This is a genomic window from Corynebacterium silvaticum, assembly GCF_002162115.2.
Classification (GTDB): Bacteria; Actinomycetota; Actinomycetes; order Mycobacteriales; family Mycobacteriaceae; genus Corynebacterium; species Corynebacterium silvaticum.
The window spans coordinates 198,753-220,500 of record NZ_CP021417.2 but is presented as its reverse complement, the minus strand read 5'-3'; the positions used below and the strand labels follow the sequence as shown (position 1 = coordinate 220,500).

Below are 21,748 nucleotides of genomic sequence, written 5' to 3'. Positions count from 1 at the left end.
CGTATGCAAGCAGCCATTATCCGCGGCGCTCACCAGTTGGAAGCCACGACTCTCCCCTGCCCCTCTCCTGCTCCCGGCGAGGTTCTGGTCACGGTCTCTTATGTGGGAATTTGCGGCTCTGATCTGCATTATTACCAGGATGGTGCGGTAGGCGCTTTTGAGGTTAAGCAGCCGCTAGTTCCTGGCCATGAAATGTCGGGCACTCTGCCAGACGGGACTCCGGTCACTATCCACCCTGCCACTTTTGGCACATGCCTGGAAGGCATAGAGGATCACCCACATTTGTGGCCTCATGGGGCGTATTTGGGCAGTGCCTCTACATGGCCGCATACTCAAGGCGCGATGCAGGAACAGTTGCTGGTGCGGGAGGATCAGATTCGTCGTTTGCCTGAGGGCGTCCCTCTGAAGCGGGCGTCGCTTGCCGAGCCTCTCAGCGTGGGTCTCCACGCCATCACTGTGGCAGGAGGAGTGGAAGGTAAGCATGTTCTGGTTTCCGGCGCCGGACCGATTGGTCAGTTAGCTGCCCTGGCGGCGGTGAGCAAGGGCGCTGCGGCGGTCACGATTTCGGATGTGGTGGATGGTCCGCTCGAGCGCGCTCACGAGTCTTTGACGTGTGTGAACACTACGCGCACGACGTTGAGCGATGAGTCTTTTGATGTAGTTTTGGAATGCGCCGGCGTTCCGGCAGCCACCACTGATGCGCTTCGAGTGGTGCGACGCCGAGGGGTTGTGGTCCAGGTAGGTATGCTGCCTAATCAGCCGGTTGGCATAAATATGGCCTCGCTGGTGTCTAAAGAAGTGCTTCTACGAGGCACTTTCCGTTTCCTTGACGAGGTAGATCAGGCAGTTGAAATGCTCAAAGACCCTATGTTTGACAGCGTGATTACTCACGAGTTCCCCCTCGCAGATGTGGTCACGGCGTTTCATGTCGCCGCCGACTCGCAGGTCTCTGGAAAGGTTGTGGTGAAGGTTTCATGAGGATCATAGTGATGGGTGTTTCCGGCTCCGGAAAAACCACGGTGGGCACGATACTGGCCCAAAAACTAGGAGTCCCCTATTTTGATGGTGATGATCTCCACCCTCAAGAAAATATCGACAAGATGGCACAGGGCACTCCGCTTAACGACGCCGACCGCTGGCCCTGGCTAGCACAAGTCGGGGAATGGCTCGCCCACCAGCCCAAGGGTGGAGTCATCGGGTGCAGCGCGCTTAAGCGCAGTTATCGCGATCTGCTTCGCGAGCACTGCCCCACTGCCGTTTTTGTGCATGTACACGGTTCGCGAGAGGTGCTGCTTGCCCGCATGAATCATCGACAAGGGCACTTCATGCCCTCTTCCCTCTTGGATTCCCAGTTTGCCACGCTTGAGCCTTTAGAAAACGACGAAGTCGGCCGCGTCTTTGACGTGACCGAATCCCCGAATCAGATTGCTGATAGCGCAAGCGAATGGGTTAAAACGCGAGGCTAACTCCGTAGAATCCCAGAACGATGGCAAAGCCAACGGCGCCCACTAGCGCCTGGTTCATCGTCCAGGTTCGCAAGGTCGTGGAGACGTCCATACCCATGAGGCGTCCCACTAACCAGAAGCCTGAGTCATTAACGTGACCGGCAAAGACTGAGCCTGCGGCCGAGGCCAACACCATCAGGGCGATCTGGAATTCATTGAATCCACCAGCTGCTACTGCGGGGCCCATCAGGGCTGCCGCAGTAGTCAACGCGACGGTTGCCGAGCCCTGTGCCAAACGCAGAATAGCGGCGACCAACCAGCATCCCACGATCACCGGAAAGCCCAGGTCAGACATCGAATCAGCCAATGCGCTGCCGATTCCGGAGGTGCGCAGCACCCCACCGAACATTCCGCCTGCGCCAGTAATCAACACGACGGAGCAGATGGGGCCGAGGGCGCCGTCGAGAAGCTTCTCAAGCTGCTCTTTCGGCTCACCGCGACGAATACCCAAGAAGTACAGCGCGATCAGCGTGGAAATCAGCAATGCAATCGGCGTATTTCCCAAGAACTGCAGCGTACGCACTGCTGCCGAGGTTTTCTCCACCCAACCTGCAGAAACCGCCATGCTCATCCCGGTGTTGCCAAAAATCAGCAGCATCGGCAGGAGCAACAACGCCACCACTAACTTGGGCGATGCCGGGTTCTTAGGATCAGCAGCCTGCGGGCCGCCAGCCAGAATATCCGGCACCGGCAATGGGTATTTAGCACCCATTTTCTTGCCCCACCACAGACCAGAAACCAGCCACGTGGGGATAGCCACCAGCAGGCCAAGCAGCATCACAAGCCCAATGTCCGCACTATAGAACTCAGATGCGGAGATGGGACCCGGGTGCGGGGGCAGGTAAATATGCATCACTGAGAACGCACCAGCTGCAGGAATACCATAAGCCAGCACGGGGCCATTCAGGCGACGAGCCACTGCAAAGATGACCGGAAGCATCACGATCAAGCCGGCGTCGAAGAAGATGGGGAAACCCATCACCAACGAGGCCACGCCCAGCGCAAAGGGGGCGCGCTGCTCACCAAAACGAGCAACCAGCGTCTCTGCCAGACTCTTTGCACCACCCGAGGTCTCAACGAGCCGCCCAAGCATCGCGCCCAAACCAACAAGCAGCGCGACGGAAGCCAGCGTGCTTCCAAACCCTTTAGTCATCGTGGACACGATTCCGTCCAACGGGATACCCGCAACAAGCGCGGTAAGGGCAGAAACAACGATCAGCGTGAGAAACGCATGCAGTTTAAACACAATGACCAGGATCAAGATGAGCGCAATTGCGGCAGCCGCAATCCCCAGCAAAGGGCCAGCGCTCAGTGTAGGAACCCAATCTTCCATTGGTTTTCTCCTTGAGGGAAGGTAAAAAGACCACCTAAATGTATGCCCTCTCCGCTATTTCGAACAATAGGGGTACGCGAGTACAGACTTTTGTTTCTCAACTACCCCCGACTCTTCAAGCCTGCATTTCCATAGACATAGACCCTCATATCGCACGCAATGAGGCGTTTTGTCTATGGAAATGCAGGCTTGAGGTCGGATCATGCAACAAAAATGGGGGTGTTTCCTAAAACTCACCTAAAAATGTAGGGCTCGCGGGGTAATGCATTGGGATCAAAGTGAGCCAAGAGCTCCGCTAGAGTCTGTCCTTTGAGCCCCAGGGAGTCGGCAATGCGCGGCAGGACGACAGTCATCTCGCGAAATGTCACCGCCCCATCTCGCTTGGCCAGGCGCTTCCCTTGCTCATTGAGCACAAGGGAAACATGGATGTATTCGGGGCTTGGATGCCCGAGCAGGTGCCCCAGATACGCCTGTCGAGGCGCAGAAGAGAGAAGGTCGTCACCACGCACTACCTGGTCAACGCCCTGCGCAGCATCATCAACCACCACCGCGAGGTTATAAGCCCAATCCGGTTGCTGGCCGCCGCGGCGCAGGATCATGTCATCCACATCCCCTACGATCTCGCCGGCATAGTAGTCGTGGATGCGCCAGGTGGTGGCGTCGGCACGCAAACGTAATGCAGGTACACAGCCCTGCGCAGCAAGCTCTTGCCGACGCCGCTCCCGCACCTCAGGTGCAAGATTCCGGCAGGTACCGGGGTACTGACCAGGGATACTATGCGGAGCACGGGACACTTCTTGAATGTCCTTGCGCGAGCAATAGCACTCATAATGAGGAAGCTGCTCCAGGGCCGCGAGGTAACGATCATAATGATCGTGCTGGTAGGTGGGTTCTTCATCCCAGTCGAGGCCAAGAGCTGCAAGATCCTCAAGCTGCCGCTGAGCAGACTCCAATGAGGAGCGTTGCGTATCCACGTCCTCGACACGAATCAGGAATCGCCTGCCTGTGGAACGCGCGAAAAGCCACGCCAACACAGCGGTGCGCAGATTACCAAAGTGCAGATCACCGCTGGGACTCGGGGCATACCTACCCGCGGGCATAGTAGCGACCCATGAACTCCGCTTTGTACTCCTCGTAGGTGCCGTTATCAATGGATGCGCGAATATTATCCACAAGCTGCACCATAAAGGCCACATTGTGCATCGTGCACAGCGTTCCCGCGAGGAATTCCTTCGCTTTCAGCAAATGGTTGATGTATGCGCGAGTGTATTCCACGGTAGGACCACCGAACTCTGCATCAATCGGAGTGAAGTCGCGCTTGAACTTAGCATTGGTCAAATTCATGCGCCCATCCAGGGTATATACGCCACCACGACGCCCCAAGCGCGTGGGTGCCACGCAGTCAAAGGTGTCCGCCCCGGCCTCAATAGCCGTAAACAGGTCGTCCGGTTCGCTGATCCCAAGGAGGTGGCGAGGCTTTTCCTTAGGAATCTCGTCGCAGACCCAGCCGACGATGGTGCCTAAGTTTTCCTTCTCCAGCGCGCCACCGATACCAAATCCGCCAAACCCGCGACGCCCCTCAGATTCTGCCTTATCGCTCAATTCCAGCAACCCGCGAATAGCCTGTTTGCGCAAATCCTCGTACTGAGCACCCTGGACTACACCCCAGAGCGACTGCAACGGCTTACCCACGCGCTCGTTGGTCAGACGATCATGTTCGACCAAGCAACGCTCCGCCCACCGGTGCGTACGGGCGACCGAACTTACCTGGTAATCACGCGTATCGATCAAGGTTGTGAGCTCGTCAAAGGCAAACATGATGTCTGCCCCAAGCCCATGCTGAATCTGCATGGAAACTTCAGGGGTAAAACGATGACGAGACCCGTTGAGCACGCTGCGGAAGTCCACACCATCCTCGTCCACCTTGGCCATGCGCTCGCGCTTCTTCGCCCGGATGTCGGCTTCTTCGTAGCCCTTAATATCCATGGCCAAGACCTTTTTAAAGCCCACGCCCAAACTCATCACTTGGAATCCACCCGAGTCTGTGTAGGTGGGACCATGCCAGTTTTCAAACGCAGCAACGCCGCCGGCCTCATCCACCACGTCGTGCCCCGGCTGCAGATAAAGATGATAAGCGTTGGACAGGATCGCCTGGGCGCTGGTCGAACGAATCTGCGGCGGCGTCAGTGTCTTGACCGTTGCCTTTGTAGCCACTGGGATGAACGCGGGCGTAGCAATATCGCCGTGCGGTGTATGGATAACACCAGTGCGGCCATGCCGGCCCGGCTCATCATACAGTTCAGTTTTCAGCTCAAAGGTTGTGTCCATAGCCTGCTAGTTTAGCTAACCCACCGCGCAAACTAAGACTCGCGCCTCCTAGACGCCCTTGTCTGCTGCCTGCCGTGCAGAATGCTCCCGCTCCAAAGCCGCACCCTCAACATCAAGGCGTGGCAGTATCTTGTCCAACCACCGAGGAATGTGCCATGTGCGATGCCCCATCAGGAACATAGCCGCGGGAACAAAGGCCATGCGGATGAGGAAGGCGTCGAAAAGCACACCTGCGCCCAGCGCGAACCCGAAAATCTTAATAAACGGCAGAGGTTGGCCAATAAAAGCAGCAAAAACAGCAATCATGATGAGCGCCGCAGCTGTGACCACCCGAGCGCTAGAGGCAAAACCTTCCACGATCGACTCTTCCACCGCGTTGTATCTGCTCTGTGGGCTGGCCGTTCCTCCGCTATGGGTGTAATGCTCACGCATCGCCGAGACAAGGAACACCTGGTAATCCATGGCCAGACCAAAGCACACGCCGATGAGGAAGATCGGCATAAACGCGATGATCGGTCCCGGAGTTGAGACGAAACCCCACAGTCCTTGCTGCCAGAACATGACCGTGACACCAAATGCCGCGCCCACAGACAACAAAAATCCCAGCCCCGCGACCATAGGCACCCAAAAGCTACGGAAAATCACCATCAGAAGGACAATCGCCAATCCCACCACAATGGCTAGATACAGCGGCATCACGCCGGAGAGCCTGTTAGTCACATCCTGCTGAACAGGGACCAGACCCGTGATACCCGACTCGACCCCCGTCGCCGACTCAACCTCCTTTTGCTGAATAAGCAGCGAGTTTATGAGCTCTTTAGTCGCATTATCCTCCGGCGAGGTCTTAGGCGTCAGGAGTAACTGAGCGGCCAAACCGTCCTGCGATATCCCCACAATTTGAACATGCTTTACATTCGCATTGACCGAATACTTCTGCACTATGTACTGGTAACTAGCGTTCGCCGCTGCTTTACGACGAGACTCCTCATCCGTAGGATTCTGCGCCCGGATCAGAGGATCCAACGCCACCGACTCCGGATTTGCCTGATGCGCATCCACCACCACAAGGAATGGCGAGTTAATGCCTGGGCCAAACGCCTCAGCCATAATGTCGGCTTGCTTACGCTGCGTGGTGTCAAGCTCAGACTGAGTATCCGAAGGCAAGGACAAATGCAGCTGAAGAGCAGGCAGCGTCAACGCACCTAGACCAATCACGGTCACGGCGATCACTACGCCAGGCACTTTGTGCACAAATTCCACCCAGCGTCGGCCCATAGTCCGTTGTGGGGCGACGCGTGTTTTTTTACGCCAGCGGATTTTGCCTTTAAATACCTTGTCGCCCAATGCCCCCAATAAGGCCGGCACAAGGGTAAGTGCAATAAGGACAGAGATCAACACTGTAAACGCTGCAGCAAATCCCATATAGGCAAGGAATGGAATATTAGCCACGGCCAAAGCCACTAGCGCAATGATCACCGTGAGACCGGCGAAAACTACAGCTGAGCCGGCGGTTCCCACCGCCATTCCTGCGGCTTCCTCACGCGTTCGGGTCAGTAGTTCACGCCGATAGCGGAAGATAATAAACAGGGAATAATCGATTCCCACAGCCAGACCAATCATCACAGCCAAGACCGGCGTCACATTGTTAAGCGACACCCACGCGGTGGCCAACGTAATGGACAAAGATCCAATGCCCACACCAATAATGGCGGTAAGAAGCGGCAAACCCGCAGCTACAAGAGCCCCGAAAGTGACCATCAGAATAATGGCGGCTACGGCCACACCGACGACCTCCGAGGTGGAACTGATGACGATCGGGTCGCCGAATCCCGCCCCACCCGCTTCTACCGTGAGGCCCTCCGAACGTCCCACGTCAAGCGCCGCATTGATCGCAGCACGCTGTTCCTTGGTCACGTTTGCCGGCAGCGGAACATCCAATGAGAAGGTTGTGTATCCCACTGCCCCATCCGCGGAGACCAGGCTTAAGTTCTCAGCATCTTTACGAGCGGTCTCCTCAGGGACTCCATTAGCCACCATTTGGTCGATCACGCCCTGCTGCAGCAGGGGGTTCAGAGTCACGGGGTTGCCGTACCGTTGTGTATCCACAATCCCCTGAAGATTCTCATTGAGGTGCGCCAGCACATCATCAATGGCTTTCTTATTCTGGGGATCCTCAAGGCGCTCACCTTCCGGCGCCTTAAACACGATGTTTACCCCGGTACCCTGCAGGGGATTTTTTAACTCGGGAAAGTTCTTAAGGTAAAGCTCCGTCGCCTTTTTGGCTGGCGTGTTATTGATCGTAAACAGGTCGTTGAATCCCGCTTGAAACGCCACCGCTGAACCACCCACGGCAGCAAGTAAAACGAGCCAGACTGAAATAACCAACCACTTAGCCCGAAACGACCACTTGCCAATTCGATAGAGCAGTTTTGCCACCGACGAACTCCTAACCAGCACACGCCCACACGAAACGACCCCCGTGAAAGCTTCTTTATCACTCAACTGTACCGGTGCTTCCGCCGCTCAGAGCATAAGCATGCGTCTTTTCCGAACACAGCAACGAGTTTTCATAGGGTCCAACGGACCCATAGGCGCGCTATGTGTCGCTTTTGAGAGCGGTAGCGAGTGTACGGCGCACAAACTACCAGGTCGCGATTTCTAGCGTTCTCAAAAACGACAATTTTGTGCTGCTCTCCCCTAGAAGCTGCTCTGAAAGACGCCCTGACGCTTACAAAAAAGAAAACCCCAGCTCAATGAGCTAGGGTTTTGGCGGTAGCGGCGGGATTTGAACCCGCGGTTGGGGGTTACCCAACACTCGCTTTCGAGGCGAGCACCTTCGGCCGCTCGGACACGCTACCGCGATTTACAGTAGCCAACCGCTTAGGTCTAACGCAAACCCTCAAAAAAATGGGTCATCAAGGCGGCGCATTCATCCTGAAGAATTCCGCCACGCACCTCCGGCACGTGCAGCGCAGCGGGATCTCTCACCACGTCAAAGGCTGAGCCACAAGCACCAGTCTTGGGCTCATAGGCACCAAAGAAAATTCGACCAATGCGCGCCCCTACCAATGCACCCGCGCACATCGTGCACGGTTCCAACGTGACAGCAAGGGTGCAATCGGTGAGTCGCCAGCCATCTCCATGGTTGGCGACCGCCTCGCGAATCGCCATGATCTCCGCATGCCCCAATGGATCCTTATCCGCTTCCCGACGATTCACGCCCCGCCCCAGCACCTCACCGTCAGGGCCAAAGATCACGGCACCCACGGGGATGTCTCCCGGGGGTGTGGCCTGCGCCTGGATGATGGCTTGGCGCATGAGGGATTGGGCGTCGATAAGCATGCGGTGCGCGGGCAGGCTCACAGTGCGTCGTCGAGTTCCTCGTCGCAGCCCAGCTCCTCCGCGATTCGCTGAAGCTGCTCCGAAGCCCACCAATCCGTCTCATCTGTGATCACAGACATAATCTGTTCGCCCACGCCAAGGTCCGCAAGAATATCAAAATCACCCTCAGCATAGGGGGCGTCGTCCGCATCCGGGAGATCTGCATCCAGCTCATCCAAGATCTCCGACGCAAAATCATCTTCCACGGCAGCCGTCGCATCAGAGATCAACAAACGCACGCCCTGAGGGGTGGGACGCACCAGCACAAAATAATCATCATCCACGCTGAGCATGGCAAACGCAGCGCCCTCCGCACGTAAAGAACGCACAGCGTTAATGGAGGTCTGCAGGGAAGAAAAATCGTCCTTAAAGACGCGGACCTGCCAGGCGGCGTCTACGCGCGCAACCGTCACAGCGAAATCTGACTTCATACCGCATAACCGTAGTCGGGTATGCCACACTTGTCAGGTGACCATCAATGAAGTTTCTCGCCCCGTCTGCATTCTAGGCCTCGGACTCATCGGAGGCTCTTTACTTCGTGCGCTTAAAGACACTGGCCTGCCAGCCTTCGGTTTCAACCGATCCCCCTCCGCCGCCCGTGCCGCCGAGAAAGAGGGCTTCGACGTCCACTCCGATCTCATAGAAACTCTCCAGCGTGCAGAACGCGAAAACGCGTTGATCGTCCTTGCCACCCCCATGCCGGCAATTGATTCCCTTCTGGAAGTCATTCAGGAGCACGCGCCTAGCTGTGGATTCACTGACGTGGTGAGCGTCAAGGGCGAGGTCTACGAGCTGGTGTGCGCACGCGGGCTCGCGCACAAATATGTGGGTGGGCATCCCATGGCCGGAACCGCCAACAGCGGCTGGGAAGCCTCCTACCCCGAGCTATTCCGCCGCGCACCGTGGGTTGTTACTTTTGATCATGCATGTGACGGCGCGGACCCGGAGTGGATCCAATTGTGGACCGACGTGGTCAATATGGCGTCCAGCGTAGGAGCTGAGGTTATTCCATCGCGTGTGAGCAGCCACGATGCAGCTGTCGCGCGCATCTCGCACCTGCCACATGTCTTTGCGGAAACCCTCGCAATCGTCGGCGACAACGGCGGCGCCCTCGCGTTATCCCTGGCAGCGGGAAGCTTCCACGATTCCACACGAGTAGCAGGTTCTGCCCCCTCATTGGTGCGAGCCATGTGCGAAACCAATTCGGAGGCCCTGTTAACTGCGCTCGATGAGGCCCTCGTGCTGCTTAACGACGCCCGCGCGCATCTCGCGGAAAAGCGCCCCAGCCTCGAAGAACTCGTGGACGCAGGCTACCGCTCACGCATCCGCTTTGAAGCCCGTTCCGGTGCGAATGCGCCAGAAAGTGCCGGGCCGACCAGAATTTCTCACCGCCCCGTATTCCGACTACAACCAGGCGTACGCGATTGGGTGAGCCAGCTGATCCAGGCAGAAGGCTTAGGCGCGCGGATCGAAGTGTTTTAGACGCGAAGGAGAAAAATGTCGTTTTTGAGAACGGTAGCGCCTGTGATGTTTGCACAACACCAGGATCCAATTTCTAGCGTTCTCAAAAACGACAATCACGCTATCCCGTGGGCTTAATCCAGATCCCAGTACGACCCCCACTTCCAGAAACCGCGCCGCCACATCGGCTCTTCATTAATTTCTGGCAGGGTTTTCGGCGCGCACTCCGCTGCAGTTTTGATCTGCTCAACGATAATTCGCTCATGATCAAACACGCATTGAGCCGAATACCGAAGTACGATAAAGCCCCTCAATACAGCGTCATTGGCTTTCCAACGATCGATTCGGGATCGTGTACGGTTTTCCGCCATAAGTCCATGGTGTGCATAGCCATACCTCGATGAGTACATTTCCTACTTTGATGTCCCATCGATAATCCCCAATCAGCACATTATTGGTGCACTGTAATCCTGCGCCACGCAGCGCATAGATGAGGTTCTTTTCAGCGGGAGAATCAGTGCCTATCGCCGCTTGGGCAATGAGTCTTCTTGTTCGATTAGGAAGTTTCCGCGTAGTACTTTCAAGCCTCTCAAGGCCATTTTTTCCTTTGTAGGCTTCTTCCAATAATTCGATCGCTGCTTCATCGTCCATATACGCGACTGCGAAAACTGCCGAGTGCAAACGCAGCCCCAGATAGCCACAGCTGTCAGTGTTTCTTACCCGATGAAACCTAACAAATCTGGTGCTTTTTACGCCTCTAGTTGTGGCTACGTGCAGTGGAAACGTCACGGGCTGCTCTTTATATACGTGCAATTGCGTGGGGCCGGTAATCATCATGCCCTGCCACGTGAGTTCTCTCAGCAGCTCGTACGCCCTCCCAGTAAATTCCAGCTCCGATTTTATGTAACTTATTTTTTGCTACTCGGTATTGAAGAACACGAGCAGATTCATTCCCCCGATAAACCCCCATGAGGCACGAGAATAGCCTAGGTTGTCGTTTTTGAGAACGGTAGAAAGCGCCTCCTGTGGATTCACTCCCACTACAAGCTCTAGCGTTCTCAAAAACGACAATTCCGGCAGGAGTTCCGGTCGGAACTCAACCCGTCAGCTTCTTATCTCACTCAGCCACGCCTCATGCAACCGAGTCTCACCTGCCGACTCCGGGTGAAAAGCATATGCATGTATCAATCCCTGCTTTACTCCCACTACGCGCCCTGCCACCTGCGCAGTCACTTCAACGGCCGGGCCCCACGAGATGATCTCCGGCGCACGGATAAAGGACACATCGGCTTCTACCTGATCAAATACGCGTACTTGGGTGTCAAAGGAGTCGGTCTGCCGGCCAAAAGCGTTCCTGCGCACAACCGCATCCAAGCATCCAAGACTGCGCTGCCCAGGGGCAGGATTGTCCACCTGCCCTAGGTAGATCAATCCCGCACAGGTAGCAAAAACTGGCAGTCCCTCCTGTATAGCTTGGGAAAGCGGTGCCGCCAAGCCCAAGGAGCGGGCTAGTTTGTCGATCACCGAGGACTCGCCACCGGGTATCACTAGCCCTTCAATCCCTTCGAGGTCTCGGGGGACGCGCACGCGACGCGTCTCTTCTCCGAGTTGGGATAAAACCTCGATATGCTCAGCAAAACCGCCTTGAAGCGCCAGAACTCCGATTACCATCCGCGTTCTGCAAGCCGGTGAGGTGCGGGAACGTCCGCTACGTTGATGCCTACCATGGCTTCGCCCAATCCACGCGAGACTTCAGCGAGGGCCGCTGGGTCGTCGTATAGCGTGGTTGCTTTAACGATGGCTGCGGCGCGCGCGGCGGGGTTGCCGGATTTGAAGATTCCGGATCCCACGAACACGCCTTCGGCACCCATCTGCATGACGAGTGCTGCGTCGGCAGGCGTTGCCACGCCCCCGGCCACGAACATGACGACGGGAAGCTTACCTGTTTCAGCGACTTCTTTTACCAGCTCATAGGGCGCCTGAAGCTCCTTAGCTGCCACATAGAGTTCATCGGCATCCATGCTGCGCAAACGATTAATATCGCCGCGAATGGTCCGCAGGTGTTTGACGGCCTCGGAAACATCACCGGTACCGGCCTCGCCTTTGGAGCGAATCATCGCAGCGCCCTCGGTGACTCGGCGCAGCGCCTCCCCAAGGTTGGTAGCGCCGCACACAAACGGCACTGTGAAATTCCATTTGTCGATGTGATTGGTGTAGTCGGCGGGGCTAAGGACCTCGGATTCATCGATGAAATCGACTCCCAGGGACTCAAGAATCTGAGCCTCTACAAAATGTCCGATACGGGCTTTTGCCATGACTGGGATGGAGACTGCGTTGACGATTCCCTCGATCAAATCGGGGTCGCTCATCCGGGCAACCCCGCCTTGCGACCGGATATCCGCCGGAACGCGTTCGAGCGCCATCACTGCCGACGCCCCAGCGTCCTCTGCAATGCGGGCTTGCTCGGGCGTAACCACGTCCATGATCACGCCGCCTTTGAGCATATCTGCGAGACCGCGTTTGACGCGGTTAGTGGCTGTAGAAGTTGGTGTTTCAGTCATGGGTTCCATCCAAGCCCACAAAAGTGGTCTACTGCTAGATCCAAATAATACATGTTGCACTAGACCACTTTTCGGAAGAAAATAAGCACATGCGATCCGAATTAGTCACCCAGGTCTCTATCGCCGTGGACCCGTCGTCATCGCAACCGCTCCCAGTTCAAATCACCTCGCATATCCGCTCTTTGGTGTCCCAAAGAATCATCGCGCCCGGTGACCATATTCCCAGCTCACGCACGCTGGCCGCCCAGCTAGGGGTCTCCCGGGGAACAGTCGTGGCCGCCTACGAACAACTCACCGCCGAGGGATACCTCCTTGCGTCGCATGGATCAGGAACCACGATTAACCCTCAGCTCACGGCCTTACAATCCCCACCACCCCCAATCAGTCACACCCCCAGGCACCCCTCCCCTCCTCCGCTTCTCAATCTGGAACCCGGCATCCCCGACACTGCCACGCTTGCCGATTCCTCCTGGCGCGCCGCCTGGCGTGCCGCATGCTCAACTCCGCCGGCGGTAACTGACCCCCTTGGACTTCCCCAGCTCCGCATGGAAATCGCCGAACACCTGCGCCATATGCGCGGCCTCATCGCAGATCCCGAGCAGATTGTGGTCACGGCCGGGGCTCGCGAGGGACTCAGTCTTCTGCTCACGTCTTCCCAGCGCCGCCTGACTATCGGTGTGGAATCACCCGGATATCCCAGCCTCCGGCGCATCCCCCATGCGCTGGGGCACCATACAAGCGACCTTCCCACCGACACCGAGGGGCTCAACCCCGACTCCCTCCACGATGGCCTCGACGCGGTGCTGGTTACCCCGAGTCACCAGTACCCCCATGGCGGCTCGCTCTCTGCGGCACGACGCACAGCGCTCTCCGCGTGGGCCAGCGACACGGATTCCCTTATCATCGAAGACGATTTTGATTCCGAGCTTCGATACGTCGGCATGCCTCTGCCAGCGCTCACTGCCATCAACCCCGAGCGCGCTGTCCTTTTGGGCACATTTTCCTCGGTCATCGCCCCGCAGGTGGCCACCGGCTATCTGGTCGCCCCACCTCATATCGCGAACACTTTGCGCGACTTACGTGCCGCGCTCGGTCAGCCAGTGAGCGCGATTACCCAGGATGCGATTGCGCGTTACCTTGCCACAGGAGCGTTACGACGCCGCACCCAACGACTTAGACGCATCTACCGGCGCCGACGCGAAATGGTGTCCGCAAAACTTGGCCACCTCAACTCCGCAGAATTACGCCCCATTGATGGTGGCCTCCATGCGGTTCTCTCCTGCCAGCGCCCCGAGGCAGAGGTCATAGCGGATTGCGCTGACCGTGGCATTCATATCGTTGGCCTCTCCAGCTATTGGGGAGGAACCGATGAAAGCACTGCCGCCGGCGACAATGGCGTCGTCTTTGGCTTCGGATCCCATGACGATCAGACTCTGATAAAAGCCCTCGATGCACTAGCTGCAGTTGTGGCGTAGATAAAGTGGCAGTCTCGCGAGCCTAAGTGGTCTGCTTATTTTTCTTCAGCAGCGACTCTACAGCTGCAAACAACGCCGCCAGCACAATCGTGGATGCCACAAATATCATGGCTACAGCTAATACTCGCTCCCCGCTAGAAAATATTTCTTTCGGAGGCCAGTTCGAAACGATCACTGAAATCAACGAGAAAAATATGGCTTTGGGAAGCTTTCGGAAAACGTATTGAGCATGCTGCATCTCCACTTCATCGGTCGAGTCAGAACATCACCACATCCCAATGTCTCATTAATCGCGACACAAAGAAACCCCAGCCCATACATACTGTGAGCCGGGGTTTTAACCGTGCGCCCGGAGGGATTCGAACCCCCAACCTTCTGATCCGTAGTCAGATAAGAATTCTGCTCTAACTGTGCATACTATAGCGCCATTCCGGAACCGTTCGGCTTACCGGCACACGACCCCACTACCTTTCAGCTTTTGATTTCAAAAAATAGCGATAGCTTAGAATTAACCTTGGTGTGATCTACTATTTTCTGGTATCCAAGAACGCCTATGGAATCCGACGAAATTTCATTAGAATGAATTTTCTCCGAGCTGCTTCTATGAAATGCCACGTGAAGATTCGCATGCACACCATTACCAACATAAACAGGAGATTTAGGGCGACAAAAGGTTACATCACCGTCTATAGCTCTGCATCGCATCCTTATTTTCCGACCATTTACGGAAATATGAGTCTTGGACTTATTAACGTCCAGCTTTCCAGGAATAGTCGGTAGTAGGACACCCGCGATTGGAAGCGGGGTATTTTCAGCAGTAATTTTTATGTCGTGCCCACTCTCCCCTTGAAAACCAGTTTGGATTATCGAATCTTCAACAGTGTTCCAACTGACAGCATACCCGTCATGAAGAAATGGTTGCGTTTTATGCCCCGGAGAATACGCGGGACGATTATACGAATTATGAACTACTTGAAATAAATTGATAATACTCTCTACAAAATTATATGCAGCGAAACCAATATCAACTAGCTCTCCTACCAATGGTATAGCTTGAGCAACCATTAAAGACGATAAAGCTATTGATTGTGCCACTATCTCTTCAGTATTGTGGTGAACGGCACCGTCCGCAATACCCATTACGCTACCGATACCAGGAAGTATCGAAAGAGCAGCAGTTGTCTTTTCCAAATTATCAGCTGTTTCGCTATCGATAACTTGCGCAACGTTTACTGCCCACGCCGCATAGTTAGCCCCAGCGAATACAGAATTGGTCCCAGTAACGGTTTTAAGTTCTGACAATTCAGGATGTTCTAATGCCGTTTGATGAAATTCTTCTAGATATTGTTTAGCTTTTTCCTCAGATACCGCTTTATTGGGACTTTCGCTCATTTTATTTTTGATAGGACCATGCTCTTTTAAAGACTCTATCTTTGTCTTAGTTTTATCCCTTATAGCATCCCAATCAAGATTTATGCATGACGATGAATTACCTACTGATCGCCTGACACGATTTCCCGCACACGATTGAGCCATATACTCATACATCGCATCTTGGCCACGTTTTCCACGGGTTTCAAAATTAATCTCAAGTTCTACGCTTAACGCTTTCGCCTGTTCCCAGTTATTAATATATTCAACGCTAGAACTCCCCTCAGCAAAGGGAAGGCTGAGTACTACACGTGAAGCACCATCACCAAACCTTTTGATAAACTCTTCCGATCCGACTTGCTCCATCAGTGGTTCAGTGAGACTTAGACCTAACTCTTTCTTAATAGTTTCGGCATTATCCACTTTTAGCGCGAGAATCTTCGTCAGTCCTGGATACGTCACTTTGACCACGCCTCCAGCTTTTCCAGAGAGCGGGTTTTCATTATCTACAGAGTATCCCGCAGCGTCGTATTTATTGTCGGTACTATAAAACCCTTTCCAATCATCGTCATAATTTCCTTGCGTACCAGATTTTGGCTTTTGTATACCTTTTTGAATGGAATCTACATACCCAGGTTTAGTCCCGTGGTACGAAGAAAAGTTTTCCATCACAAAAGATTTAGAAGAATCAACAACATCATCAGCGCTTGCATGAGCTGAAAGTGGGGTCCCTATCCCCAGCAGCGCCCCTATTAAGATTGACGCAAACAGTTTTCTGTTCACAACGTATCCCCTTACCAGGACTCATAAAATAATTAGATAAACCTATCCTAATTATAGGGGTGGTCCGAAATCAATAACATTTTTTGATAGATTGGTTACATGGGGAAAGCTAGCTAAGCTTCACTAGCAAAAACCAATCGGGACTTATTCCTCAATGAGTTTTTTAATCGCTCTCAGATCAGGGACATCATCCCAATCATTACAACCTGAGTGTAGCCACTGGATACGCAACGCCGGTTACCCCCAGCGTAGACCGGACCCGGATCAGGTGTGCCACACACAAAAATGGCCCCCTTGGCCTAGGTGATACACCTAAACCAAAGGGGACTAAATTTTTTATGCTTTTAACAAGCCTTTGATCTCACCTAAATCAACACTAACGCATTGACTCAAACGGCCTGCGTGCCTTACATTATGGGCACCGTGGTCACCCACATGCATTAAAGAATAGAAACGGCAAAGGTAATGAATCATGACGATAATCAGCATCAAACGCCGGGCACTTCTCATGGGGATCGGCAGCATCATGGACCTGAGGGGCAAGAGCACCTACCAACAAGCCCAAAAACTCCTACCCCCACCAGCCCCACGTACCAACCTCAACAGCCAATTCCTCCGAGCTTCAGCGCAGATGAACTCAGAGACAACCCCATCCTCCTCGCGCAGGTAACCGCGTACCTGCAGGAAAATCACCTGCATCTACCACTGCTCACGCCCGATCTGGATGAGATGACCCGTATGAAACAGGACACCCCCGAGCTTTACCGGGCATATGTAAAAGCCATCAATAAGCAGGTTGATGCCGATTATAAGGCGAGGACGCTCCCATATACCGAGCCAAGCTCAATCGCCAAAAGAGGCCAGCGGTTTGGGCTTATTGCGATCATCGCGGTTCTTACCTTTTGCGCTTTCCTTGCATTCCGTGGGCATGCTATCAGCGCCACCCTTATCGCCGCGTTTGACCTGATCGCACTGGCCAGTGTTTTCGCCTCCAATAAAGGGCCTTCAGAAGATAAGTAAAACAAAGATAGTCCCCTTCAGCCTAGGTGTATCACCTAAACCAAAGGGGACTAAATTTTTTACGCCTTCAACAAGCCTTTAATCTCATCTAAATCAATATCATCAGTCCTAGGTGGCTTCGCACCACCAGCCCACCGGATCAACTGCTCTAAATGCTTCACCGCCGTTACCAATGCCATACGCAGCCGGTGATTATCCACCTCCACACCACGCCGCTTAGCCCGCTCATCGTCTAAATCGGCCTGCATTATCAATGCGTGCCTCCACGCGTCCATGCGTGAGCCTTTCACAGCCTGCGTATCCGACCGGGCTTTTACCACACCGATCCACACACCACCCAGTGCGGTTATAAGGGCGCCGATGCCGCTCAGTATCGCAGCTACAACGCTCACTGCTTCCCCCCTTCTTTAACGAACGGAATATCCCCACGCTTCCCACGCCACACAGCCCACATCAACGACACCGTCAACGCGAAAATAAGCACAGCTACCAGCCATAACACAGCCTCACCAGTCTCAATGGATGCCACCATAAGACTTGATGCCCACGACAAATTCAACGCCGTAGACACCGCTAACACCACCGTATCCAGATGCCATTTCCGTATGATCGCAGCAACCACACCCACCACACCCACGATGATGTGCACCCACGCCCATATCATAAGTGGCATCACCAACTCACTAGGACGCTGCCACTGCAAAGGATCACCCAAAATCCCGGGCACATAATAGGCTCCCACGGCGATTTGCACCACAGCCAAAATCAGCAACGCGGTGGAATCAGTCATCACAAAAGCCCGCACACGGCGGGCTACAGGTCTCATTTTTGCAGGCAGTCGCTCAATCGGCATGGGCTACACCCACCTCAGCGGTACTCTGGCCTGAGTATATCGGCAAACCCGCAGGCTCCCCACTGCTATGGCGTGGCTCATACGATACAGCCTTGCTATACACCTTTGCTGCATCAGCAATACTTAACACCGCAGGCAACAACGCTGCCAGATCAAGACCTGCGGTTTGTTGATCAGGTGCTTTCGGTAGATTCACCACTGCCGTACCACCGGTCACGGCTGCTCCTGCACCAGCAACAACGCCCAAAAGGGACGCTATCTGCTCATAGCCCAAGGTGGTGGCCACAACTGCTGCCACACCCACAAGCGCGGATAAAACATACATCACAAGCCGTACCCAACCAGCAGGATTTAGTGTATTCATGAATTATTTCCCTTCCTTGTCCATAAGGCTCAAAATCTTGGCAACATCGGCACGCAAAGCAGCAATCCCATCAACCGGGGTTAAATTATCGCCGTGGATGTTACGCCCCAGTTGCGGCCATCCCTTCAACTCAGGGCCACGAAGCTGGGTGTGAATATCTTTCACCATGGTTTCTATGCGGAATACCGCATCAACAACCGGGGTTAAAAACCCAGTGATGAAATCCTTAAATACTTTTCCGTTAAAGCCCCCACAGGGGCCTCCTTCCTCTCATGTGTTTTCTGAGCCGCCGTGGAATACGCATAGCCTTTGGGCACAATCAGCGTGCAGAACTGGTCAAACCCAATCCAATAGCCATAAGGGTAGAACCCAGAATCAGCGATCCACAGCTTGCGCATGCCTTCATCCGAGTACCCCATCACTGCGATGTAGTGATACACCACCCCACCGCCATAACGCGGTGACATCGTTGACGGGGCAACAGCACGCGGATAATTGCTTGGCGGGGCCACAATATTGGCCACCACCCCATGACCTGCACGAATGCTATTAGTGATCTCATCCCAGATCACATCTTTCAACCGGTAATCCGGATAAGCCCCAACATCACGGTGCCGGTACTCCCCACCAGGAACATTCGCGTTCAACACCGCCGGGAATTGCCCAATATAATCAGTGCCATTAGTCGTCGTCCGAAGGTCTTTCCCCAAAACGCTTTCTGACACCAAGCCCCCTGTCGCAGACCTAATCACGGTCTGACAGGACGCCGGGCCACAGTTATAAAAAGTGTCTTGGGTTACTTGATCCCGTGGGTAATCAAGAACTTTTTCCATCACTTTCCTTTCTGCCTGGCCTCCACCAAGCAAGCGCTGCCCGATGCCTAGGGCGCGCTCATACCTTTCTTTTCGATCTTGGAACCCATTCAGCCCGCCATTAATCGCACGAGTGACCCCCTCGATATCCTCCGCATCACACAAGTCATTGATCTCGGGGCGGGCCACAGTCCAATACCACGTAGCAGCAAGAAACCCCCAACGGGGGTCTTGACGCACCAACTCCGGGTGCTGCTCAAAATCAAGTGTTGTCAGTCCCCGTGATTGCACCCACCTGGTGAACGCGCGGAAATTATTCCGGCCTGTCAGCTGTATCGGGCCTGAGCCCTTAAAACGCCTGCCGTCACCAGGGTGGATATTCCCCAGGTCCGACCGACCTTCGTAGGCATCACCGCTAGCTATCTCCTCCATATAGCGCAGACCTGCGGATTCATGCCCGATCTGCGCGCAAAACATCGCCGCGCGGCGCACCGTAGTACACCCTGCAGCATCCATCGCTTCTGTGAAAGGGGCTGCAAAGCGGGCGTAATCCGCACTACCGCCCATTACTTCAGCAAGTGTTTGAGCATCCAACGTTCCCTCCTTTTGGGCATAAAAAATGCACCCGATGAGGGTGCCTGCCATCTTGGTTAACTCCTGCGGAAACGTATCCACGCCAGCCCATCCGCGCCGGACTGCCCTGGATTAAACTTCCCCAAAATGCCTCCGGTGCCCCCACCACCACCATCCCCGGGGGTCATGCCAGGGGTATCGACACCAGCAGGAGAGCCAGCAGGTGCATAAAAACCATCAACCTTGACCTGCTCACGTACACCGGCTGCAGCACCTCCAAATCCACTGCCGCCTCCGCCTCCAACAGCAGTTCCGGTAATGCCACCCCCATTGACAGAGCTTTCACCTCCGGCACGCCCATTTCTATCATCCCAGGATAGCCCGCCACCCCCTCCAGCACCGACTGTAACTTTGAATTGAACTCTGCCTAGCAAGGGTTGGGTGCCACTTGTGACCTGCCCAGCGCCTCCGCCATTGCCTAAGCGCCCCCAAGAATTATCACCACACGCCCCACCACCACCGCCGGCGATGAGAACAAAATCCATAAACTTCGCCCACGAGGGAGAGAAAATCACGTAGTGCCCAGGCTGCCTAAACTCGCGAACCTCTGGATGGCGTGAATTCCTCCACACCAACACCCCACCGCGATACACCTCCTGAACCTGGACCGCACCGACAGTAATGCTTTTGATTGCTTTCCCACCAACAAAAATCACTTTATGACTCCCTGACGAAATACCACACGTTAGGCGCAGGATATTCAGGGGCAGCATCAACAACACGCATATCAGTATTCCTGCCAACGCGCGGCGCGCATAATCCCAGGCTTGCTCAACCTTCCGAGATTTTTCAACAACCCCGACAACGTCATCTCGATCAACCTTTTGGCTCAGGGAGCTTTTAAGCTCATTTATCTCACCACCTAGCCCTGTGATCTCGGAAGTTCTGTGCGTATGGCTCGTGTTCGCCTTACCAGCCAACGCCTGCGACAAACCAGACACACCAGAAATCGCAAGGGACTCAACTTTTTGACGCAGTGCCGAAAGCTCAGTCACAGACGCTTTCTCAGAAAGCTGCTTCATCAATACAGCCGCAGCACTCTTCTGAGACACCAACTCATCCGCTACTTCTTTCAGCGTGTCATAAGCTTGCGACGCACCATCAAGAAGCTTATTAATCGCTGATTCAACAACGCGGTTCGTCACCGACTCCGCGGTATTTGCCGCTGCTTGCGCTTTCAGCGAATGCTGCCCCGCTGTTGCAGCATCCCGCTTCACAGCTTCTGCATCACCTTTGACCTGCGAGATAACCTGCTGTGTGGCTTGGGTGATCTTTTCTTGCACCACCGAAAAAGACCTCTCAGCGTTGTCTTTCAGCCACTCATACTGCGGCTGCCACGCATCTAGCTGCTGGACGCGTGGCTCCCACTGAGCAAGCCGATCCTTCAACTGCTGCCACGCTGACGATGCCGCCGACTCCTTCTGACTGGCCACAGACGCCGACTCTTTAGCGGCGGTGGCGGACTTTTCCGCTTTCTCACGATCAGTAGCAGCAGCCGTAGCAGCCTCGCCAGCAGTCTTCACACCACGAGCCACCTGATCAGCCAGCTCAGCCAGCTTATCTGCCACTTCCGGGGTAAAATCCTTCGCATCCTCCACAGCCTGACGCAGCGTGGCCGTGCCCTCATGCACCAGCATCGGGATAGACTCACGAGCTGTGAAATCAGCCCCGATTAACACCAACACCGCAGCACCCACTGCTACATCAACACTGAACTCACCACGCTCATCCACAGTGATACGCACTGGCTCATCCACAATCAACCCACCACCCCCAGGGCGGGTGGCAGCAGGACGCAGCCACACCTCCCGAATACCAGAAGGCTGCTTGGTGACCGTGGACAATTTTCCCTGAATAACAGGCATACT

General features: G+C 54.8%; 23 protein-coding genes and 2 tRNA genes. 5 read left to right on the top strand and 20 right to left on the bottom strand.

Features of this window, described 5'->3' with window-relative positions; translation table 11 throughout:
• Positions 1-3 precede the first annotated feature (3 nt).
• Together CBE74_RS13425 and CBE74_RS13420 are read left to right on the top strand one after the other, a co-directional pair.
• Entirely contained in the window at positions 4-978 is a 975-nt protein-coding gene (locus tag CBE74_RS13425; RefSeq protein WP_166741067.1) for a zinc-binding dehydrogenase, read from the top strand.
• A complete protein-coding gene (locus CBE74_RS13420) occupies positions 975-1,466 on the top strand; it encodes a gluconokinase (protein ID WP_087453228.1) in 492 nt (163 codons plus the stop codon). Before CBE74_RS13425 ends, CBE74_RS13420 begins: the two co-directional genes overlap by 4 nt.
• Here the strand turns inward: CBE74_RS13420 and CBE74_RS13415 are convergent.
• The 7 genes from CBE74_RS13415 to CBE74_RS13385 all read right to left on the bottom strand — a co-directional run bounded on the left by CBE74_RS13415 (position 1,450) and on the right by CBE74_RS13385 (position 8,978).
• The gene (locus tag CBE74_RS13415) at positions 1,450-2,838 is read right to left on the bottom strand and encodes a GntP family permease (RefSeq protein ID WP_087453227.1); all 1,389 of its coding nucleotides are present in this window, start codon (positions 2,836-2,838) and stop codon (positions 1,450-1,452) included. The two genes, CBE74_RS13420 and CBE74_RS13415, sit on opposite strands and share 17 nt — an antisense overlap.
• Positions 2,839-3,071: 233 nt before the next feature.
• Entirely contained in the window at positions 3,072-3,938 is an 867-nt protein-coding gene (gluQRS, locus tag CBE74_RS13410; protein WP_087453226.1) for a tRNA glutamyl-Q(34) synthetase GluQRS, read from the bottom strand.
• Entirely contained in the window at positions 3,925-5,166 is a 1,242-nt protein-coding gene (tgt, locus tag CBE74_RS13405; protein ID WP_087453225.1) for a tRNA guanosine(34) transglycosylase Tgt, read from the bottom strand. The genes gluQRS and tgt overlap by 14 nt, the downstream gene beginning before the upstream one ends.
• A gap of 48 nt (positions 5,167-5,214) precedes the next feature.
• Positions 5,215-7,602: an MMPL family transporter gene (locus tag CBE74_RS13400; RefSeq protein WP_087453224.1), complete on the bottom strand. Its 2,388-nt coding sequence runs from the start codon at positions 7,600-7,602 to the stop codon at positions 5,215-5,217.
• A gap of 331 nt (positions 7,603-7,933) precedes the next feature.
• Positions 7,934-8,024, bottom strand: a tRNA-Ser gene (locus CBE74_RS13395).
• 28 nt (positions 8,025-8,052) lie between these two features.
• The gene (locus CBE74_RS13390) at positions 8,053-8,508 is read right to left on the bottom strand and encodes a nucleoside deaminase (protein WP_087454813.1); all 456 of its coding nucleotides are present in this window, start codon (positions 8,506-8,508) and stop codon (positions 8,053-8,055) included.
• 17 nt (positions 8,509-8,525) lie between these two features.
• The gene (locus CBE74_RS13385) at positions 8,526-8,978 is read right to left on the bottom strand and encodes a tRNA adenosine deaminase-associated protein (RefSeq protein ID WP_014835782.1); all 453 of its coding nucleotides are present in this window, start codon (positions 8,976-8,978) and stop codon (positions 8,526-8,528) included.
• A gap of 37 nt (positions 8,979-9,015) precedes the next feature.
• On the opposite strand from CBE74_RS13385, the gene CBE74_RS13380 reads away from it, so the two are divergent.
• Entirely contained in the window at positions 9,016-10,029 is a 1,014-nt protein-coding gene (locus tag CBE74_RS13380) for a prephenate dehydrogenase (RefSeq protein ID WP_087453223.1), read from the top strand.
• Positions 10,030-10,142: 113 nt separating this feature from the next.
• Here CBE74_RS13380 and CBE74_RS13375 read toward each other — a convergent pair whose 3' ends face one another.
• From CBE74_RS13375 to pdxS, 4 genes are all read right to left on the bottom strand, one after another.
• On the bottom strand, positions 10,143-10,283 hold the full coding sequence (locus CBE74_RS13375) for a hypothetical protein (RefSeq protein WP_225870247.1): 141 nt from the start codon (positions 10,281-10,283) through the stop codon (positions 10,143-10,145).
• A gap of 46 nt (positions 10,284-10,329) precedes the next feature.
• Positions 10,330-10,659 (bottom strand): hypothetical protein, encoded by a 330-nt coding sequence (locus CBE74_RS13370; protein ID WP_225870248.1) that lies wholly within the window; start codon positions 10,657-10,659, stop codon positions 10,330-10,332.
• A 453-nt stretch (positions 10,660-11,112) separates the two neighbouring features.
• A complete protein-coding gene (gene pdxT, locus CBE74_RS13365; protein ID WP_087453222.1) occupies positions 11,113-11,679 on the bottom strand; it encodes a pyridoxal 5'-phosphate synthase glutaminase subunit PdxT in 567 nt (188 codons plus the stop codon).
• Complete coding sequence (pdxS, locus tag CBE74_RS13360) at positions 11,673-12,569, bottom strand: pyridoxal 5'-phosphate synthase lyase subunit PdxS (RefSeq protein WP_087453221.1); 897 nt, start codon at positions 12,567-12,569, stop codon at positions 11,673-11,675. The genes pdxT and pdxS overlap by 7 nt, the downstream gene beginning before the upstream one ends.
• An 89-nt stretch (positions 12,570-12,658) precedes the next feature.
• On the opposite strand from pdxS, the gene pdxR reads away from it, so the two are divergent.
• Positions 12,659-14,044, top strand: coding sequence for a MocR-like pyridoxine biosynthesis transcription factor PdxR (pdxR, locus tag CBE74_RS13355; RefSeq protein ID WP_142778469.1), 1,386 nt, complete (start codon positions 12,659-12,661; stop codon positions 14,042-14,044).
• 22 nt (positions 14,045-14,066) lie between these two features.
• Here the strand turns inward: pdxR and CBE74_RS13350 are convergent, their stop codons facing one another.
• The 3 genes from CBE74_RS13350 to tox all read right to left on the bottom strand — a co-directional run bounded on the left by CBE74_RS13350 (position 14,067) and on the right by tox (position 16,198).
• Complete coding sequence (locus tag CBE74_RS13350) at positions 14,067-14,219, bottom strand: hypothetical protein (RefSeq protein WP_166741070.1); 153 nt, start codon at positions 14,217-14,219, stop codon at positions 14,067-14,069.
• Between the two features lie 169 nt (positions 14,220-14,388).
• Positions 14,389-14,499: transfer RNA gene (locus CBE74_RS13345), tRNA-Ser, on the bottom strand.
• A 16-nt stretch (positions 14,500-14,515) separates the two neighbouring features.
• Positions 14,516-16,198: a diphtheria toxin gene (gene tox / locus CBE74_RS13340; protein WP_087453219.1), complete on the bottom strand. Its 1,683-nt coding sequence runs from the start codon at positions 16,196-16,198 to the stop codon at positions 14,516-14,518.
• A 465-nt stretch (positions 16,199-16,663) separates the two neighbouring features.
• On the opposite strand from tox, the gene CBE74_RS13335 reads away from it, so the two are divergent.
• Complete coding sequence (locus CBE74_RS13335; protein ID WP_134316405.1) at positions 16,664-17,218, top strand: hypothetical protein; 555 nt, start codon at positions 16,664-16,666, stop codon at positions 17,216-17,218.
• Positions 17,219-17,277: 59 nt separating this feature from the next.
• On the opposite strand, the gene CBE74_RS13330 is transcribed toward CBE74_RS13335, so the two are convergent.
• From CBE74_RS13330 to CBE74_RS13305, 6 genes are read right to left on the bottom strand one after another with little or no spacing between them, the layout of a single operon-like run.
• Positions 17,278-17,610 (bottom strand): hypothetical protein, encoded by a 333-nt coding sequence (locus tag CBE74_RS13330; protein ID WP_087453218.1) that lies wholly within the window; start codon positions 17,608-17,610, stop codon positions 17,278-17,280.
• Positions 17,607-18,071, bottom strand: coding sequence for a hypothetical protein (locus CBE74_RS13325; RefSeq protein WP_087453217.1), 465 nt, complete (start codon positions 18,069-18,071; stop codon positions 17,607-17,609). The genes CBE74_RS13330 and CBE74_RS13325 overlap by 4 nt, the downstream gene beginning before the upstream one ends.
• Positions 18,061-18,435 (bottom strand): hypothetical protein, encoded by a 375-nt coding sequence (locus tag CBE74_RS13320; protein WP_087453216.1) that lies wholly within the window; start codon positions 18,433-18,435, stop codon positions 18,061-18,063. Before CBE74_RS13320 ends, CBE74_RS13325 begins: the two co-directional genes overlap by 11 nt.
• Before the next feature lie 3 nt (positions 18,436-18,438).
• Complete coding sequence (locus CBE74_RS13315) at positions 18,439-18,603, bottom strand: hypothetical protein (protein ID WP_166741455.1); 165 nt, start codon at positions 18,601-18,603, stop codon at positions 18,439-18,441.
• A 35-nt stretch (positions 18,604-18,638) separates the two neighbouring features.
• Positions 18,639-19,892 (bottom strand): C39 family peptidase, encoded by a 1,254-nt coding sequence (locus CBE74_RS13310; protein ID WP_225871224.1) that lies wholly within the window; start codon positions 19,890-19,892, stop codon positions 18,639-18,641.
• Positions 19,893-19,897: 5 nt separating this feature from the next.
• The gene (locus CBE74_RS13305; protein WP_087453215.1) at positions 19,898-21,745 is read right to left on the bottom strand and encodes a glycine-rich domain-containing protein; all 1,848 of its coding nucleotides are present in this window, start codon (positions 21,743-21,745) and stop codon (positions 19,898-19,900) included.
• Positions 21,746-21,748 lie beyond the last annotated feature (3 nt).

Bases quoted from the DNA above. Each gene is read 5' to 3' on its own strand.
- CBE74_RS13425 (WP_166741067.1), top strand. From the start codon at position 4: ATGCAAGCAGCCATTATCCGCGGCGCTCACCAGTTGGAAGCCACGACT.
- CBE74_RS13420 (WP_087453228.1), top strand. From the start codon at position 975: ATGAGGATCATAGTGATGGGTGTTTCCGGCTCCGGAAAAACCACGGTG.
- CBE74_RS13415 (WP_087453227.1), bottom strand. From the start codon at position 2,838: ATGGAAGATTGGGTTCCTACACTGAGCGCTGGCCCTTTGCTGGGGATT.
- gluQRS (WP_087453226.1), bottom strand. From the start codon at position 3,938: ATGCCCGCGGGTAGGTATGCCCCGAGTCCCAGCGGTGATCTGCACTTT.
- tgt (WP_087453225.1), bottom strand. From the start codon at position 5,166: ATGGACACAACCTTTGAGCTGAAAACTGAACTGTATGATGAGCCGGGC.
- CBE74_RS13390 (WP_087454813.1), bottom strand. From the start codon at position 8,508: ATGCTTATCGACGCCCAATCCCTCATGCGCCAAGCCATCATCCAGGCG.
- CBE74_RS13385 (WP_014835782.1), bottom strand. From the start codon at position 8,978: ATGAAGTCAGATTTCGCTGTGACGGTTGCGCGCGTAGACGCCGCCTGG.
- CBE74_RS13370 (WP_225870248.1), bottom strand. From the start codon at position 10,659: ATGGACGATGAAGCAGCGATCGAATTATTGGAAGAAGCCTACAAAGGA.
- pdxT (WP_087453222.1), bottom strand. From the start codon at position 11,679: ATGGTAATCGGAGTTCTGGCGCTTCAAGGCGGTTTTGCTGAGCATATC.
- pdxS (WP_087453221.1), bottom strand. From the start codon at position 12,569: ATGACTGAAACACCAACTTCTACAGCCACTAACCGCGTCAAACGCGGT.
- pdxR (WP_142778469.1), top strand. From the start codon at position 12,659: ATGCGATCCGAATTAGTCACCCAGGTCTCTATCGCCGTGGACCCGTCG.
- CBE74_RS13335 (WP_134316405.1), top strand. From the start codon at position 16,664: ATGAATCATGACGATAATCAGCATCAAACGCCGGGCACTTCTCATGGG.
- CBE74_RS13325 (WP_087453217.1), bottom strand. From the start codon at position 18,071: ATGCCGATTGAGCGACTGCCTGCAAAAATGAGACCTGTAGCCCGCCGT.
- CBE74_RS13320 (WP_087453216.1), bottom strand. From the start codon at position 18,435: ATGAATACACTAAATCCTGCTGGTTGGGTACGGCTTGTGATGTATGTT.
- CBE74_RS13315 (WP_166741455.1), bottom strand. From the start codon at position 18,603: ATGGTGAAAGATATTCACACCCAGCTTCGTGGCCCTGAGTTGAAGGGA.
- CBE74_RS13310 (WP_225871224.1), bottom strand. From the start codon at position 19,892: ATGGCAGGCACCCTCATCGGGTGCATTTTTTATGCCCAAAAGGAGGGA.
- CBE74_RS13305 (WP_087453215.1), bottom strand. From the start codon at position 21,745: ATGCCTGTTATTCAGGGAAAATTGTCCACGGTCACCAAGCAGCCTTCT.